This window comes from Providencia sp. TYF-12, assembly GCF_041344805.1.
GTDB lineage: Bacteria > Pseudomonadota > Gammaproteobacteria > Enterobacterales > Enterobacteriaceae > Providencia > Providencia huashanensis.
The window spans coordinates 2,110,274-2,127,486 of the sequence record NZ_CP166833.1 but is presented as its reverse complement, the minus strand read 5'-3'; the positions used below and the strand labels follow the sequence as shown (position 1 = coordinate 2,127,486).

Here is a 17,213-nt window from a genome sequence, read left to right as displayed (position 1 = left end):
TTGCTAAGGTGATTGGCTGAGTGTGCACTGATTATTGACCACTAAGGATGCGAGCTGGGTCTAATTTGCTTGCTCGGCGAGCTGGGTACCAACTTGCCACCAAACTTAAAATAATCGTTGTGATTAAAACATAGACCACATCCATCATATGCAATTCAGAAGGCAGAAAATCGATAAAGTAAACATCTCCAGATAGAATTGGGTGACCGACTACTTTTTCTATCCCTTTGATTATAGTTGTTAAATTTAAGGATATCGTTATACCTAATACAACACCAATCAAAGAGCCAACTAAGCCACCTAATAACCCATACCATAAGAAAATAGCACGGATTTGCCCATCCTTAGCCCCTAGCGTCCGTAGTACAGCAATATCACTGCTTTTATCTTTAACTGCCATCACAAGAGTCGATACAATATTAAAGCATGCAACGCCAATCACTAGGATCATAGCTAAGTACATAATACTTCTAACCATTTGAATATCATTGTACATATAGCCGTAATCACCAATCCAGCTTTTAACGATGACATGATGCATTGTCTTTAACCCAGCATCATAAACCACCTTATCGGCGATAAAAGGATCTGTTGCTTTAATTTCGAAACCTGTCACGCCATCACCGTAATCAAGGTATTCTTGAGCATCCGCAAGCGGCACTAAAGCAAGTTGGTGATCCAATAAACCACTAAGCTTAAACACCCCCGTTACCTGAACACGAATACGTTTAGGCTGTTGGATTTTCAAACTTTCATCCGTATTGGGGATCATGATTGTAACCCAGTCCCCTTCCTTAACATTCAATGCATTAGCAACGCCTTGCCCCAAAATAATGGATTGTTTCCCTGCTTCAAAATGCTCCCATGCATCGTTAAGGATAAACTGTGGCAATGCACTAACTTGCGATTGCGTTTCGCGAGAAACTCCCATCACTTGGATTGCTTTTAAATTCGCCCCCCGCTCAAGCAACCCTGTAAAATTGATGTATGGACTCACGGCTTCCACACCTGGGGTTTTGCGAATGACTTGTTCGGCAAAATCTAAATCTTTATAAGGGGGCTTTACTGCATATATCTGACCATGTGGGACCACAGATAGCACGCGGTTATTTAATTCGCGCTCAAAACCATTCATGGCACTCAAGCCGATGACTAAAACAGCAACGCCAAGCACAATACCCAATGTCGACACTATCGACACCAAAGAAACCAACCCCGTCCGACGGCGACCACGACTAAAGCGTAACGCTGTTAATAATGTAAGAGGCATTTTAAACATTACCGAGCCCCCAAGGTAACTTCCTGTTGTAAGTGCCCGTCACGCATTTCCAATTGGCGGGATAAACGGCGCGCCAATGTCATATCATGAGTGACAACTAAAAAAGCAGTACGTTGTGTACGATTTAGCTCCCCCAATAACTCAAAAATGGCATCTGCGTTACGTAAATCAAGATTCCCCGTTGGTTCATCAGCTAATACTAAAGCGGGCTCATTAACCAACGCTCTGGCGATTGCCACCCGTTGACGCTCCCCCCCTGATAACTCAGAAGGCCTATGCCCTGCACGATGTGCCAAACCTACCGCTTCTAACATTTCTGTCGCTTTAGTCAATGCCAATTCTTTTGCAGCACCACCAATTAACAGTGGCATAGCCACATTTTCAAGAGCCGTAAAGTCAGGTAGTAGGTGGTGGAACTGATAAATAAAGCCTAAATCCTTATTTCGAATAGCAGCACGTTCATCAGAAGACAATTGATTAATATGCTGCCCGCGAAAAATTACATTCCCTTCAGATGGCGTATCTAAACCACCAAGTAAATGTAATAAGGTACTTTTACCAGACCCGGAGCTCCCCACAATGGCCATCATTTCGCCAAGCCCCATAGAAAAGCTGACATTTTTTAGCACTTGCGTAGACAATGCCCCTTCTTGATAGGTTTTATTTAAATTTTCACAGACAAGAAGTGGTTGTTTATTCATAACGTAAAGCCTCAGCAGGTTGGACCGCTGCTGCACGCCAAGAAGGATAAAGCGTCGCAAGCAGTGAAATCAGCATCGCACTTAGTGCAATAATTAAAATACCTGAGTAATCAAGTACAATCGGTAGAGATACACCTTTTGGTAATAAACCAATCAGTGGCATGATAAAATTTAACTGACTAGACAATAGTGTACCAAGTACCGTCCCCACTAGTGAGCCAATCACCCCTGCGCCTGCGCCTTGGATCATAAAGATGGCTAAAATACGCCAGCGTTTTAGACCGAGGGTTTTTAATATTGCAACTTCACCTTGTTTTTCCATCACCAGAAGTGATAACGAAGTGATAATATTAAAAGCTGCCACCGCAATAATTAGGCTAAGTAGTAAACCCATCATATTTTTTTCCATGCGTACAGCTTGAAAAAACTCCCCTTTGCGTTCTCGCCAATCCGTCCATACCAACCCGCTAGGCAATGCTTGCTTACTTAGTTCATCCACTTTTAAAGGTTCATCTAAATACAAACGCCACCCAGTAATACGACCAGCTGGATAACGCAACATACGTGCTGCATCTTGCTGCGCAACAATCAATTCACTGGTATCCGCTTCGCCATTGGTTTGGAAAATACCTGCGACGTTAAACAAACGCTGACTTGGAATACGCCCCATTGGCGTTAACTGGCTCACACCCGGAATGATTAAACGGACTTCATCCCCCCGCTTAACTCCTAAATTTTCCGCCAGTTTATTCCCCAAAAACACATTGTAGCTACCTGCTTTTAGGTCCTCTCGTTGGCCACTAATCAGTTTGTCTAATAGCAAAGAAGGTTCTGTTGGTTCGATTCCCCCCATCATTCCAACACCAACATTGGTGCGGCTTTGTAGTACGACATCAGATTGTACAATGGGAGCTATGTGGTTAACCCCTTTTAAATTCTGTAAGGCCTTTATGGGGTGTTGGGCTGGGTCGATATTTCCAGATGCTGAGGTTAAAATTGCCTGCGGCATATAAGCAAGTATGCTATCTTGTAGCGATCGCTCGAAACCATTCATCACTGATGTAACCGTAATTAATGCCGTAACGCCCAGTGTGATGCCGATTGCTGACAAACTGGAAACAAAGCGCCCGAATTTATCGGCAGCGCGTCCACGTAAATAGCGTAGACCTATAAATAATGAGACAGATTGGTGCATGAAGTCTATGATGCCCCTGTTGCCAAAGCGAAGTGTTCAGCGATAATAAAGGGTACGATTGATGAATGGAACCACTCACGGGTATTTTTTCTTATTTGAGTGCCTTTTTGTCTGACTTTCAGACAAATTACGAGTTAAAACCGATTGTATTATTGTGAATTTTATTGTTTAACTATCTATTGGTTAATTTAAGTATTAATCATAAAAAAACTGGCTATCATTATATTGAATTTTGTTTAATTGCTTAACTAATCGCTGTGAGATACCAAAGATTTCTATGTCGTCAAAATTTCGTTATGAACTCCCTAGTCGTAGTGGCGATGTCCGCCATTTAGGTTGCCTTATCGGGGCGGCTGGTGCGCTTGAATGTGGAGAAATGATCCAACGTCATCAAGGGCCTGTTGTTATTGTCACTCGTGATATGCAAAATACTTTGCGCTTACGTGATGAAATTCAACAATTTACACATCACCCTATTGAAACCCTTTCTGATTGGGAAACATTGCCTTATGACAATTTCTCCCCACATCAAGAAATCATTTCTCATCGTTTATCAACACTATACCGCTTACCATCTATGCAAAAAGGCGCATTAATCCTTCCGGTTAATACGCTTATGCAGAAAGTTTGTCCCCCTGATTTTTTAACTAGCCATGCATTGGTCATGGCAAAAGGCGATAAACTTTCCCGTGATAATTTACGTGCCGAATTAGACAAAGCAGGCTATCGCCATGTTGAGCAAGTTCTAGAGCATGGCGAGTATGCAACCCGTGGGGCGTTATTAGATTTATTCCCAATGGGCAGTACATTACCATTTCGTATTGATTTCTTTGATGATGAAATTGATAGTTTGCGAACTTTTGACGTTGACTCACAACGAACACTTGAAGAAGTTAGCCATATCAATCTCCTCCCTGCTCACGAGTTTCCAACAGATAAAGACGCAATTGAACGTTTCCGTAGCCAGTGGCGGGAACGCTTTGACGTTCGCCGTGACCCAGAGCACATTTACCAGCAAGTCAGTAAAAATACGTTACCAACTGGTATCGAATATTGGCAGCCTTTATTTTTTTCACAGCCTCTGCCCTCGTTATTTGATTATTTACCGTCATCTAGTTTATTGGTTTCACAAAATCTACAAGAAGCCGCAGAACGCTTTCAACTCGATACGTTGCAACGTTATGATAGCCGTAGGGTTGACCCAATGCGGCCATTACTCCCCCCTACAGACTTATGGTTAACCGTTGAACAGCTCAACCAATCATTAAAACAATGGCCTCGTGTTCAATTATCCACTGAATCTTTAGCTCCCAAAGCCGCTAATACGAATTTAGACTATTTACCGCTACCGGACATCAGTACTCAAGGCCAAAGCAAGACCCCTTTAGACAAACTTCGTCAATTCACGGAACAGTTTGATGGCAAGATCATCTTTTCTGTGGAAAGTGAAGGTCGCCGTGAAACAGTTACGGAACTGTTAGCTCGCTTGAAAATTCGCCCTGAAATTATTGAGCATTACGCAAGTCACATTGATAGCCGTTTTGCTATTACTATCGGCGCAGCTGAGCATGGTTTTATTCAAGTCGATGCCCATAAAGCGTTGATATGCGAAAGCGACCTGTTAGGTGAACGCGTTGTTCGTCGTCGTACTGATAACCGCCGAACAATTAATACCGATACACTGATCCGTAACTTAGCTGAATTACGTCCGGGGCAACCCGTCGTCCATATTGAACACGGCGTTGGTCGCTATCAAGGGTTAATCACCCTAGAAGCCGGTGGCATTAAAGCAGAATACTTAATCTTAACTTATGCAGGTGAAGATAAACTCTATGTTCCGGTCTCGTCACTGCATTTAATTAGCCGCTATGCGGGTGGTGCGGATGAAAATGCGCCATTACATAAGCTAGGCAGTGATAGCTGGGGACGTGCCCGCCAAAAAGCGGCTGAAAAAGTACGTGATGTTGCAGCAGAGCTGCTGGATATTTACGCACAGCGTGCAGCCAAAGCGGGCTTTGCTTTCAAACATGATAAAGAACAGTACCAAGAGTTTTGCCAAGGTTTTCCTTTCGAAACAACCCCTGACCAAGAGATGGCAATTAATGCTGTACTCAGTGATATGTGCCAACCATTAGCTATGGATAGGTTGGTATGCGGTGATGTTGGGTTCGGTAAAACCGAGGTGGCTATGCGTGCAGCATTCCTAGCTATCAACAATAATAAGCAGGTAGCTGTTTTAGTTCCAACCACCTTACTTGCACAACAGCATTATGATAATTTCAAAGACCGATTCGCCAATTGGCCTGTGCGTATAGAAATGTTGTCTCGCTTTAAAACGGCGAAAGAGCAGCAACAGATTATTGCTGAGACTGCAGAAGGCAAAGTTGATATTTTAATTGGTACTCATAAACTGCTACAAAGTGATTTAGTATGGAAAGATTTGGGCTTATTGGTAGTAGATGAAGAGCACCGCTTTGGCGTCCGTCATAAAGAACGAATAAAAGCTATGCGTGCAGACGTTGATATTTTAACACTTACAGCAACCCCTATTCCTCGGACACTGAATATGGCAATGAGTGGTATGCGCGATCTATCCATTATCGCCACGCCGCCAGCACGCCGTTTAGCTGTAAAAACCTTTGTTCGCCAATATGACGAGCTCGTGGTACGTGAAGCCATTTTACGTGAAACACTACGTGGGGGCCAAGTTTACTACTTATACAATGATGTTGAAAATATTGAAAAAGCCAAAGCGCGCCTTGAAGAACTAGTCCCTGAGGCTCGTTTCGTTGTTGGTCATGGCCAAATGCGGGAGCGGGAATTAGAACGGGTGATGACCGACTTCCATCATCAACGTTTTAATGTCTTGATATGTACGACTATTATCGAAACGGGTATCGATATTCCTACTGCAAATACCATTATCATTGAACGAGCTGACCATTTTGGGTTAGCACAATTGCATCAATTACGTGGTCGAGTCGGCCGGTCACACCACCAAGCTTATGCTTACTTACTCACACCGCATCCTAAAGCAATGACAACAGATGCCCACAAGCGTCTCGAAGCCATTTCTTCACTTGAAGATTTAGGGGCTGGGTTCGCACTTGCGACTCATGATTTAGAAATTCGAGGTGCAGGAGAATTACTTGGCGAAGACCAAAGCGGGCAGATGACAACTGTTGGCTTTACCTTATATATGGAACTGTTAGAAAGCGCGGTCGAGGCCCTAAAAGAAGGGCGTGAACCTTCACTGGAAGACTTAACTAGCCAACAAACTGAAGTTGAGCTACGGATGCCGGTTCTTTTGCCTGACGATTATATACACGATGTAAATATGCGACTGTCTTTTTATAAACGGATAGCCAGTGCAAAAGATAATCAAGAATTAAACGAATTACGTACCGAGTTAATTGACCGTTTTGGCACCCTCCCTGATGCAGGCAAGTTCCTTTTAACGTCTGCTGCAATTCGTTTGCAAGCTCAAGCTTTAGGTATTAAGCGTATTGAAGCCCATGAGAAAGGGGGTTTTATTGAGTTTAGTGAGAAAAATAAAGTCGAACCGGGCTTCTTGATCAGCTTGTTACAAAATCAACCACAAACTTATCGCTTAGAGGGTCCCGTCCGACTGAAGTTTTTCCATGATTTAGCGGAAAGGACAACTCGGCTTGAGTTTATAAAACAACTATTAACCAGTTTTGAAGAACACCAATTAACCTAAAAAACTCAAGGTGTAAAAATGTTACAGGCAATCAATTAAGATTGCCTGTAATAGAATATTCAAATTGGTTAAACCTATTCCATAAAACCAAAAGTATTTTGGTTTGGTTGCAATTCTAATATTGCAGACGGGTTTCCAGTAATTGGTAAATTATTTGGTTGTAAACAATAAAATGGCAATAAGCTTTTGACATCACTGCGGATTGTTTCGCATACAGAAGCTGATGATGTCAAAACCAAACGCCCCTCCTCATTTAACGGAATAAACATAGAAGGTGCATAGGAAGTTCTCACTTTCCCCACTGTTTTACCAATTTGGTAGACAACATCATAGCCAACCACAACTAATTCCATTTTTTGCGCTGATACACAGGTTGGGTCACGCTCATAAAACAAGGATGGGAACCCCTTACCTTGTAGCGCTTCTATCATAAAGACCATTTTACATTCGCTTTGCGCAGGGTGAAAACGAGAAAGTGATTGTTGGTCAAAAGTACCTAAAACCCCAGTTACCGTACAATTTTGGTACTCAACAAGCCGGTTAGATTTGATAGGCTCAACCGATAATACGGTTGCTAATTTAATTTCAGGCTCACGCGTGAAGATAACAACTAACAATACAATAAGGCATGCCACTATAGCTGCTAATAACAACTTAAATTTTAGCTTCATAGTACAATCCTTATTAAATTAATACTGACCTATTGTAACGGCTACTCAAGATAATTCGATGCATTACATGCATTAGATATATTTTTTAGATTTATCCGAAATTATAATTGTTAAATTTTACTTAATATAAGATTTAAATTAATTAAATGTGAGGTTTAATATCCATGATATGACTCAGCGATAAATAAAATAGGTTAAATTAACTATATTAATCAATATATTATAGTTTATCGATTTCTAAATTTTCTGAGTTATACCAATATATTTACAACATACATCTTTCATCAATAAAAAATGTTACCGTAACTGATTATAATATGAGCTCAATATATGGTTTTAAACTCATCTTTATTATCCGTATAAAGTAACTTAGACCTCTATAAGTAATGCCTGTAATATAATCGATCACCAACCAACTAAAATTGATCTAAATAGTTTTTATTACAAATATTAACGTTACTAAATAAAAATACTCTCATATACGATATCAATATGATTCTTTTATCATTGATTTTATTGGTTATTTTAACCACATTAAAAAATAATGCACCTAATCAAATTAATAACTAGGTGCATAAAATTTGATGAAGATCAATTAGATATGTTAACAAATCGCGGCTAGTGTAATTTCAACTTGGGTCGTATAATTCGGTTAATACTCCCTACTAACATCATTAAGCCCGTTTGGATATAACCATGCAAAGCTATCTGGTGCATACGATACAAAGAAATATACACAAAACGTGCAATACGCCCTTCGACCATCATATCTCCACGCATCAAATTCCCCATCAAACTGCCCACGGTACTAAAGCGTGATAATGAGACTAATGAGCCATGGTCTTTATAAACATAATCTTTTAATGGTTTTTCTTTCATCATGGCTAAAATATTGTCATAACAACGACTTGCCATTTGATGTGCAGACTGCGCCCTTGGCGGTACAAAGCCCCCTTCAGGTTTAGCACAAGAGGCGCAATCGCCAATCGCAAAAATCATATTATCGCGTGTAGTTTGCAACGTAGGCTTAACTACCAGTTGATTTATACGATTTGTTTCTAAACCTGCGATGTCTTTCATGAAATCCGGCGCTTTGATGCCAGCAGCCCAAACCATTAGATCAGCAAATACTTTGCCGTCTTGTTTAGTATTCAAACCATCCGCATCAGCGCTAGTGACCATAGTTTTAGTCAATACATTGACACCAAGCTTGTTTAACTCCTGATGCGCAGCGCTAGAGATCCGCGGAGGTAAAGCAGGTAAAATACGCTCCCCAGCCTCAATCAGAGTAACATTGAGAGCATCGGTATCTAGCCCTTTAAACCCATAACTAGTGAGTTGCTCAACCGCATTATATAATTCAGCGGATAGCTCAACACCTGTAGCCCCGCCCCCAACTATGGCAATATTCACTTTTTCTTCTGCATTATCACGTACAGAATAGCGTAAGAACAGGTTTAGCATTTCATCATGAAAGCGATGAGCCTGCTGTGGATTATCTAAGAAAATACAATGTTCTTTCACACCTGGGGTACCAAAATCATTCGACTTGCTTCCCAGTGCCATCACTAAAATATCATATTCAAGCTCACGTAAAGGAACTAATAATTCACCATGTTTATCATATAGCTCACCAAGCACTATTTTTTTATTATCACGGTCAATATTAGTCAATGAACCTAACTGGAAATTAAATGCATTATGGCGCGCATGGGCAAGATAGCTAATCGCATCAACCCCATCATCCAATGAACCAGTAGCAACTTCATGTAACAATGGCTTCCATAAATGGCTTGGATTACGGTCAACGAGTGTGATATGTGCTCGTTTTTTCCGGCCTAATTTGCGCCCTAAACGTGTTGCCAGTTCCAAACCACCGGCACCACCTCCGACGACGATGATTTTTGGTTGAGATAAGGTCATAAATCCCTCGAAACAAAATATATTAATATTATCTAAGCACTTTTATGATAAAAAACTTAGATAACATTAATTAGCCATGCCTTACACTATGAATTAAATAGAATAACATGACTGGGTAATTGGTAATACCAAATATTGATCCATATCAATTTAGTTGATTATTATGACAACCATCACATTCGTCAAATCATTTTTAACGAGGAATGAATCGAATCAGCTTGAGATCGTTCAAACAGTTAAGTTCACAACGAATTAACGATAATGAGAATTATTATCTCATTGTTTTTGATATAGACGCTACCGTTAATTGTTAACCCAAAGAAAAAGGGTCGAGATAAATGCTGAAACAAAGAAAAAACCCGAAGAGATTAAACACTTCGGGTTTTTAGTTGTTATATCGTTCGATTTAACTAGTTAATTTTTTTGATACGTACATCAGTTGGGACTGAAACTGGTGAGTTATCTTTAAAATAATGCATCAATGCTTCGTTATCAGGCACACTGTAAACGCGGTCTTTACCTTGATTAAACGCGCTGAATCGGCTACCACCCGTTGCTAAAAACTCATTGGCTGCAACTCGATAGCTTTTTTTCATGTCTAACGGTTTACCATTTAACTTCATTGATTTTTGAATGACTTTATCACCAACAGGTCGGCTATCATCCCATTCGTAATAAAAACCTTTAGAAACAGGCATTACTTGTGGACGCGCACGATCCCATTGTTGTTCTAACGCCTGTTTGATTTGCTCACCCGTTAAAGATTGAGTCACGACAACATTTGAGAATGGTTGAACAGTAAAAATATCACCATAGGTCAGTTCACCGGCTTTCAGATCAGCACGAATACCACCACTATTCATAAAGGCGATTTGCGCACCACCAGCTTCTTTACTTGAAGCGGCATAGAGTTGACCATCAGCGATAATTTTACCTAATGTAGAGTCACCCGCTGGCAATAATTTTTTGTCTGAACTCTCCGTCAAAGTTCCCATCACTTGTTGTGAAATAGGTAACGCAATTTGTTCATATCTTTGAACAAAAGTCGTTAACTCTGGGTTTTTCTCATAACGTTTTGTTTCAACAGGAATATTTTTCGCATTGATGCTAACAATATCTTTTGTATTTCTATCAATTTCAATATTTAACTGAGAAAGCAATGCGCCATTTGATTGTGCAGAAATCACGGTTTTACCATTGATTTCACAATTGTACGCTTGATGCGTATGACCACTGACCACAAAGTCTACAGCGCCATCTAGTTGGTTTACAATATCAACAATTGGGCCTTTGATATTATCACAACGGTTAATATCTTTAACTTTCGTATCAACTTGCTGTGTCGCCCCTTCATGGATCAGAACACCGATGCTATTAATACCTTGTGCCTTCAATAGCTTCACTTGGTTATTAATAGTTTCAACTTCGTTTTTAAACTCTAATCCAGCGGTACCGCTTGGCGTTACAATAGCAGGTGTGCCTTCTAAAGTTAGGCCAATAAACGCCATTGGAATACCATCAAATTCTTTAATGAAATATGATGGGAACAGAGTTTCACCTGTTTCTTTTACAATAACGTTAGCCGCTAAATAGTTAAAATCGGCACCTGCAAATGAGTCTTTACCAACACAACCCGCGGTTGGATGACAGCCACCATTTTGCTTTCTTAATAGCTCTTCTTTGCCTTTGTCAAACTCATGGTTACCAACTGCACTGGTTTCCATGCCTATTGCACTTAATGCTTCAATAGTAGGCTCATCATAGAACATCGATGACAATAATGGGCTTGCACCAACTAAATCCCCTGCACCAACAACAATAGTTTTATCATTCTGCGCTCTTAACTGGTTTACTAAGGTGGCGATTGATTCTATTCCACCTAACTTACCATCTCCTGGCGCTTTTAGTGCGCCATGGAAATCATTGATACCAATGACCTGAACTTTAACCGTATCCGATGTTTTCTGAGCACAACCGGCCAGTAAAGCACCTGAAATTAACAGTGTGAGTAGCCCAATTTTATGTTTCATTTATCTTACCTTTTATTGTAAATTTCACTCTGCTGGCAACTACATTTTGAACCGATAAGTGGTTGTCATTGAACCAGATAAGGAGTGCGCACGGCGTGAATGGCCATCATATAGCTTAGGCGTTGTATAATCGTTCTCTTGGCGGTGATGCCAACCTAAACCTCCGCTCAATGACACGGATAGGTTTTCAGTTGGTTTCCAATAGCTGAACAGACCCAATTGACCTTGTTTTAACCTTTCACCTTCATATTTAAATTCTGAGTAATTGGTACGAGCACCAACAGAAAGCTCTTTACTTACACGATATTCGGCAGCCATCGCGACCATAGTTTCCCCATCACGAACGTAATCGATATCCGCATAAGCTGGCGAGTTAAAACGACCACGCGTATTACCAATTGGGTTACGTGCGAATTGACCGACACCATTTGCTTTTTTTGCTTGAGTGTAAGTTAAACCAGCGCGGAGTGTCCAAGGTGACTCTGGAATACGCCAGTCAGCGGTTCCTGCATAGTGCCATGCTCGTTTGTCGAAATTACGCTTACCGATAGCATCATTTTTTTCGGTGCGCTTACCATCACTACCATATTCATGATTGTAAATTTGCGTTCCAAGCGTAACATCTGAAGTTAACTTATATTTAGCTTCGAGACCTTGCTGACGAAATAAATCATCTGCCTGCCCATAGAAATAGTGAACAGTCAATGGCTTAGTATTGTAATTAATACCACCAGTGATCACATGATTAACCTTATGTCGTTTACCATTAGCATCAGTAAAATACATAGCATCAATATTTGGACTATCACGACGCATTACTTTTTTGTCGAGATAGAGTAAATCTAGGCTCCAGTCATCAATTGCTGTATTGGTGTAATAACCGCTATAACTGTTTAATGAAAGGCGTTGTGAATTAGTAAAAATACCTTTGTTTTTCAGTGTGAACCAACCCGCTTTACCGTGGAATTGAACAGGGTCAAGGTCGAATTTTACTTTCGCATAACGTTGTCCGATTTTGTTATAGCCTTTAGCGTGACCATCGTCGTTATATAAAATTGCACGGGAGGCGAAGTCTTTACTTGCACCGAGTTTAATACCACCATAGTAAGAAGCATCAAACCCGATTACGTCAGCAAAATAACCTGATTTGAAATCAGCTTGGAAGTTTTGCCCCCAAGCGTTAGCAACTTGTTTTCTATAGCGTTGCTCATTTTTATCAAAACGATTTTCGGTTTTTAAGTACTTCCACATGTTACGAGTTGACAGTTCTAACTCAGAATCCGCAATAAATGAATTTTCTTTAATTGTGTTTTCCCAATTGCTGGCATTTGCCATTGCGACTGCTAAACAACAAGGAGAAAGCATTAATAGCGCAATATTTTTAACTTTCATTGAAATTAACCTAGTTAATGATTATTTGAATTAATTTTATGCTGCGTCATGTAACCATGAACAACAAAACACCATTTTTATTTTTAGCTTAATAAAACAACTTTACTTAAAGTCAAACTGATACATCCCTTTCAAACACATAAGTCAATTTTTAAAATAAAAAATTCAATACAGATATTTCACTGCATTAGTGTTTACTTAATTACCATAAATAAGGCGTTCTACTTATAGTAAAGACCTAATAGCCTTTAATAATTCACCACCATTACTTTACTCAAATTTCGCGTTAATTTTAGTTAAGAAACAATATTTCAGATATTATTTAAACAAGCGTTAATACACACGCCACTATATGTTGTGCTTCTATTTTCTTATTTAATAGGCAGAGTCATAGTCTGAGAAATGCTTATCTCAATCAAAGAAACATTATTTAACTTAAAACGCCACCATCCAGTTTATTGTTATTTTTATAATCGATTAGTTATTGCTCTAAATTGTCATAAAAAATTCATAATGTGGATGCTAACGTAATTTTACGTCAATTAAAACGATCACTGTCACAACACGTTACATAAATTGCATTATTTAAACCAACTAATAGTGATTAAGATCACACTTGTTTTGGTGTTTATTTATCACTGTAAGCATTACTAACAATAAAGATGAGGGGACATTTGATAGCGCAGTACACCGTGAATAGTTAAAAAATAGACATTGTCCCTAAATAACCTTTAGATACTGATTAAAAAAAACTCATATGCATAGATTTTTTTAATACTTGTATAATTAATTTACTGTTAATTTATCTAGACATGAAAAATTTGAATAAAACTGTTTTTTTATACATTAAAATTAATGTTAATAATATTACAAAAAAGATAAGAGTATTTAAGCATTAGGGTTAATCGATTTTATTTAGCTATCCACTAATTTAAATTTATCTTAACTTTTATCATTAATAGCTATTATCATTTTCTTTTTACTTATAGGCGCTCTCACCAAAATAAAGTGATACATAAGACAAATATCCGGCTGTTTATATTGAAAAAACACCTAGCAATATCAATATATGTATCCATTACAAATAAACTATGGATTATTATTTTGAGTTGACCTTTAAAAGACTACAGCTTAAATGAATAGAATAATTAATTATTTTTTTGAATGTAACCATTATGCTAGATACTTTACCATCACATTTTTAATATAATAATATGATGATTTAATCATTATATTAATAACGTTACGGGTAACTTTCAAAGTGGTTATACTTCCCTTTCATACTACTTATACGTCGTTATTTTTCACTTCAATGCGTATTTATGCAAAATAGCCGGTAAATAGTTTAATTTACCGGCTATATTTTATTCACCTTAATGTTATTGACGGTGTGCTTGCCATCTTTGGTGTAAATCCACTAATTGCCGATGGCTTTCTTGCCAACGAGCCAACCCTTGTAACTCGGTCAAACTGTATTGACGGCCACTGTGATATAACTTAGAGGCTTGGCTATCATGCTGTTTAGGTAAGTTATCAAGTACACTTACCGCACCTTCGCGGTTATTGCACACCAAAACCATATCACACCCAGCATTTAAAGACGCTTGTGCTCTTTCTGGATAGCTCCCCATAATTGCTGCCCCTTCCATCGATAAATCATCAGAGAAAATGACACCATTAAAACCAAGCTGTTCCCGTAGCACTGATTTTAACCAAAATGGCGAACCACTCGCAGGGCGTTCATCAGCTTGAGTGTAAATGACATGCGCTGGCATAATTGCATCAAGTAATTCACGTTGGATAAAATCTTTAAAAATCGACATATCTTTACCCCGGATAGTTTCCAATGTACGGTCATCACGAGGTGTTTCTTTATGCGAATCAGCTTTAACTGCACCATGCCCAGGGAAATGTTTCCCTGTTGTCTTCATCCCTGCACTGTGCATTCCTTTAATAAAACGTTCTGCCATCATCATCGCCATTTCAGGATCTTTATGGAACGAACGCTCCCCAATCGCGATACTTTGATGGCCAAGATCCAACACTGGGGCAAAACTAATGTCAATATCCATCGCTATCATTTCTGCTGCCATTAACCACCCCGCTTCTTGTGCCAACTTAGCACCGTCCATAGGGTTATTTAGCTCAGCAAAAGCCTGTGCCGAAGGTAGCGCAGTAAAACCATCACGAAAGCGTTGTACTCGCCCACCTTCTTGGTCAACAGCAACCAGCAGACGGTGCCTTGACGCATCACGTATTTGGCGCACAAGCTCTCGTAATTGTGCAGCATCATGAAAGTTACGGGTAAATAAAATCAAGCCCCCCACTAATGGGTGAGCCAATATTTCGCGCTCTTCGTTATCTAATTCATAACTTTGAACATCCAGCATTATCGGACCCATAACATGCCTCACTTATTTAACTAAATCAAAAATTATTCGTTGATAACTTTATTATCAACCCAACAAACCGAAGTAGTGGCGTAATGACTGCGAGTGTACCAAAAAATGCGATAATTGACTTTTATTCCACTGCACTTCATACCACATTAACGTCATATATTTTACCCATGGTTCCCATAACTGGCAGTGCTGAGCTAATTGTTGTTTATCCCGATAAGCACTTTGCACATCACAGTATTGCATGAGAAAAAAATGACGCTGTTTATCTGTCAGACTATTAAATTGAAAATAGGTTTCTAACGAAAATGCAATATCAGTATTTGCGGCATATTCCCAATCCAATAGCATTAACTCCCCTGTATGAGTACTAATGATATTTTTAGGATGAACATCCATATGTGCAGGGGCCAACTTCAACGTTTTTGGCAATGCAGTAGAGAGGAAATGACGATGTAGTTTTTTCCAACGTGGTGACAAACGTTTGGTATCAACCAAATAACCATAATGCGCAATTTCATCGCGCAGTTGCAAGCGGTAGCCGAATAGTGCGCTGCAATGTAATTGTGCAAGCGTATTTGCTAGTTGGCATTGAAAATCAGCGGATAAAAATGTGGATGGGCCCGGATGCAAGCCTTCACACCACGCCAACAATAACCATTGAGCGTTATAACCAACGACAGTCGGTGCAAATGTGTATGGTTGCAATTGTCTTAATATACGCGCTTCTTTCCGGCGATCCACATATAGACAAGACTGAGTCTCACCATTAGCACGAGCCACTAATTGAAGTGTGCGATTAGACTGCACACACTGCAATAAATAACTCCCGCCTGACAACCCTGTTAACGGCGTTATTTCCCAGTGACTTGATTTAATCTCTGGGAAATAGGTAGATAACAGCGTAATAAGTGACTGTCTGTTAATCAATACTGTGCTTTCCAGTCCAAATAATTTCGCCTGTTTGCACTTCCATTAGTTGCATTTCAAGGCTCTTATCTTTATTTGAACCTGACATAACACTGTAAATCACGTAATCAGCTTGTACATAACGCCCTAGACCAATCGCCTTACTACGCGTCACTAAGCTATCTTCTTGTGATAAACCTAATGTTTTACGTGCAGAATTTACCACACTTTGAGGGACTACTTTGAAACGATTGGTATTTTCAACTGCGCTAGCCATTGTTGATGTAATAGTCTGTACAGGTAATGAGCCATTCGTATTGTTTTTCACTGAATCAACTAATAACACTTTGCCACTTTCCACGCCATCCGCAGCAACCATTTGGCCAACCAAAGGTGTTATCGATGCAGCCCAATCAGTTGTTTGCTGTTTTGGCGGTGTCGGAACGACATCCGTTGGCGGTGGTGTCACTTCTGGTGGTTGATCCGGCTCAACAGGAACAATCGGTGGTTGTGTTCCCGGCTGTTGAGGTGGATATGATGGGCAACCTGCTAAGATTAAAGCTGCTACCGCAACCATTAAGATCCGTTTCATTGTTTTTCTCCGGCCTTAGGTGATAAAAACACATGGACACGCACATTGCTAGCGCGTGATGAGGAGGTCATGGCTTGAATAGTTTCTGTTGAATTCGCTGCAATTTGCTGATGTAAGATACTCGAAGTATCCACCTTCAACCCTTGTTTATCGTACCAATATAAACGATACGCAATCTCTACGGCATCAGGCTGCAAATTACTCATACTAAGCGTGGCAACAGTTTGGTGGTTTTCAACACTAATCACGGGGGACTCAACAATGACCCCTTGGGCTAAAACTGCTGGTTCCATAATAACGCGCTGCTGCTCATTAAAAACTAACCCTTGAGGTTTGTTATTTAAACAGCCAGTTAATAACACAGCCATCAGCCCAAGTATTACTATGCGGTTCATTGTATG

12 protein-coding genes are annotated in these 17,213 nt (G+C 39.8%); 1 reads left to right on the top strand and 11 read right to left on the bottom strand.

The genetic code is table 11. The features are described from left to right. Positions 1-31 precede the first annotated feature (31 nt). From lolE to lolC, 3 genes are read right to left on the bottom strand one after another with little or no spacing between them, the layout of a single operon-like run. On the bottom strand, positions 32-1,279 hold the full coding sequence (lolE, locus tag ABE954_RS09445) for a lipoprotein-releasing ABC transporter permease subunit LolE (RefSeq protein ID WP_042843462.1): 1,248 nt from the start codon (positions 1,277-1,279) through the stop codon (positions 32-34). Next, on the bottom strand, positions 1,279-1,980 hold the full coding sequence (gene lolD, locus ABE954_RS09440; protein ID WP_042843461.1) for a lipoprotein-releasing ABC transporter ATP-binding protein LolD: 702 nt from the start codon (positions 1,978-1,980) through the stop codon (positions 1,279-1,281). Before lolD ends, lolE begins: the two co-directional genes overlap by 1 nt. Beyond that, entirely contained in the window at positions 1,973-3,175 is a 1,203-nt protein-coding gene (lolC, locus tag ABE954_RS09435) for a lipoprotein-releasing ABC transporter permease subunit LolC (RefSeq protein WP_071548157.1), read from the bottom strand. The genes lolD and lolC overlap by 8 nt, the downstream gene beginning before the upstream one ends. A gap of 277 nt (positions 3,176-3,452) precedes the next feature. Here lolC and mfd point away from each other — a divergent pair, with 277 nt between their 5' ends. Next, complete coding sequence (mfd, locus tag ABE954_RS09430; protein WP_166696675.1) at positions 3,453-6,896, top strand: transcription-repair coupling factor; 3,444 nt, start codon at positions 3,453-3,455, stop codon at positions 6,894-6,896. Positions 6,897-6,970: 74 nt separating this feature from the next. On the opposite strand, the gene umoD is transcribed toward mfd, so the two are convergent. The 8 genes from umoD to ABE954_RS09390 form a co-directional block, all read right to left on the bottom strand. Beyond that, the gene (umoD, locus tag ABE954_RS09425; protein WP_042843457.1) at positions 6,971-7,567 is read right to left on the bottom strand and encodes a UmoD family flagellar biogenesis regulator; all 597 of its coding nucleotides are present in this window, start codon (positions 7,565-7,567) and stop codon (positions 6,971-6,973) included. Between the two features lie 618 nt (positions 7,568-8,185). After that, positions 8,186-9,490: an NAD(P)/FAD-dependent oxidoreductase gene (locus tag ABE954_RS09420; RefSeq protein WP_371025859.1), complete on the bottom strand. Its 1,305-nt coding sequence runs from the start codon at positions 9,488-9,490 to the stop codon at positions 8,186-8,188. A gap of 410 nt (positions 9,491-9,900) precedes the next feature. Then, entirely contained in the window at positions 9,901-11,520 is a 1,620-nt protein-coding gene (locus ABE954_RS09415) for a bifunctional UDP-sugar hydrolase/5'-nucleotidase (RefSeq protein WP_129466064.1), read from the bottom strand. Between the two features lie 39 nt (positions 11,521-11,559). Then, the gene (locus tag ABE954_RS09410) at positions 11,560-12,912 is read right to left on the bottom strand and encodes an OprD family outer membrane porin (RefSeq protein ID WP_042843454.1); all 1,353 of its coding nucleotides are present in this window, start codon (positions 12,910-12,912) and stop codon (positions 11,560-11,562) included. Between the two features lie 1,379 nt (positions 12,913-14,291). Further along, a complete protein-coding gene (nagZ, locus tag ABE954_RS09405) occupies positions 14,292-15,314 on the bottom strand; it encodes a beta-N-acetylhexosaminidase (protein ID WP_042843453.1) in 1,023 nt (340 codons plus the stop codon). A 54-nt stretch (positions 15,315-15,368) separates the two neighbouring features. Then, positions 15,369-16,241 (bottom strand): phosphotransferase, encoded by an 873-nt coding sequence (locus ABE954_RS09400; RefSeq protein ID WP_129466065.1) that lies wholly within the window; start codon positions 16,239-16,241, stop codon positions 15,369-15,371. Continuing rightward, the gene (gene lpoB / locus ABE954_RS09395; protein WP_166686905.1) at positions 16,234-16,812 is read right to left on the bottom strand and encodes a penicillin-binding protein activator LpoB; all 579 of its coding nucleotides are present in this window, start codon (positions 16,810-16,812) and stop codon (positions 16,234-16,236) included. Before lpoB ends, ABE954_RS09400 begins: the two co-directional genes overlap by 8 nt. Then, positions 16,809-17,207, bottom strand: a complete 399-nt coding sequence (locus ABE954_RS09390; protein ID WP_042843449.1) for a YcfL family protein — start codon at positions 17,205-17,207, stop codon at positions 16,809-16,811. The genes lpoB and ABE954_RS09390 overlap by 4 nt, the downstream gene beginning before the upstream one ends. Positions 17,208-17,213: the final 6 nt, after the last annotated feature.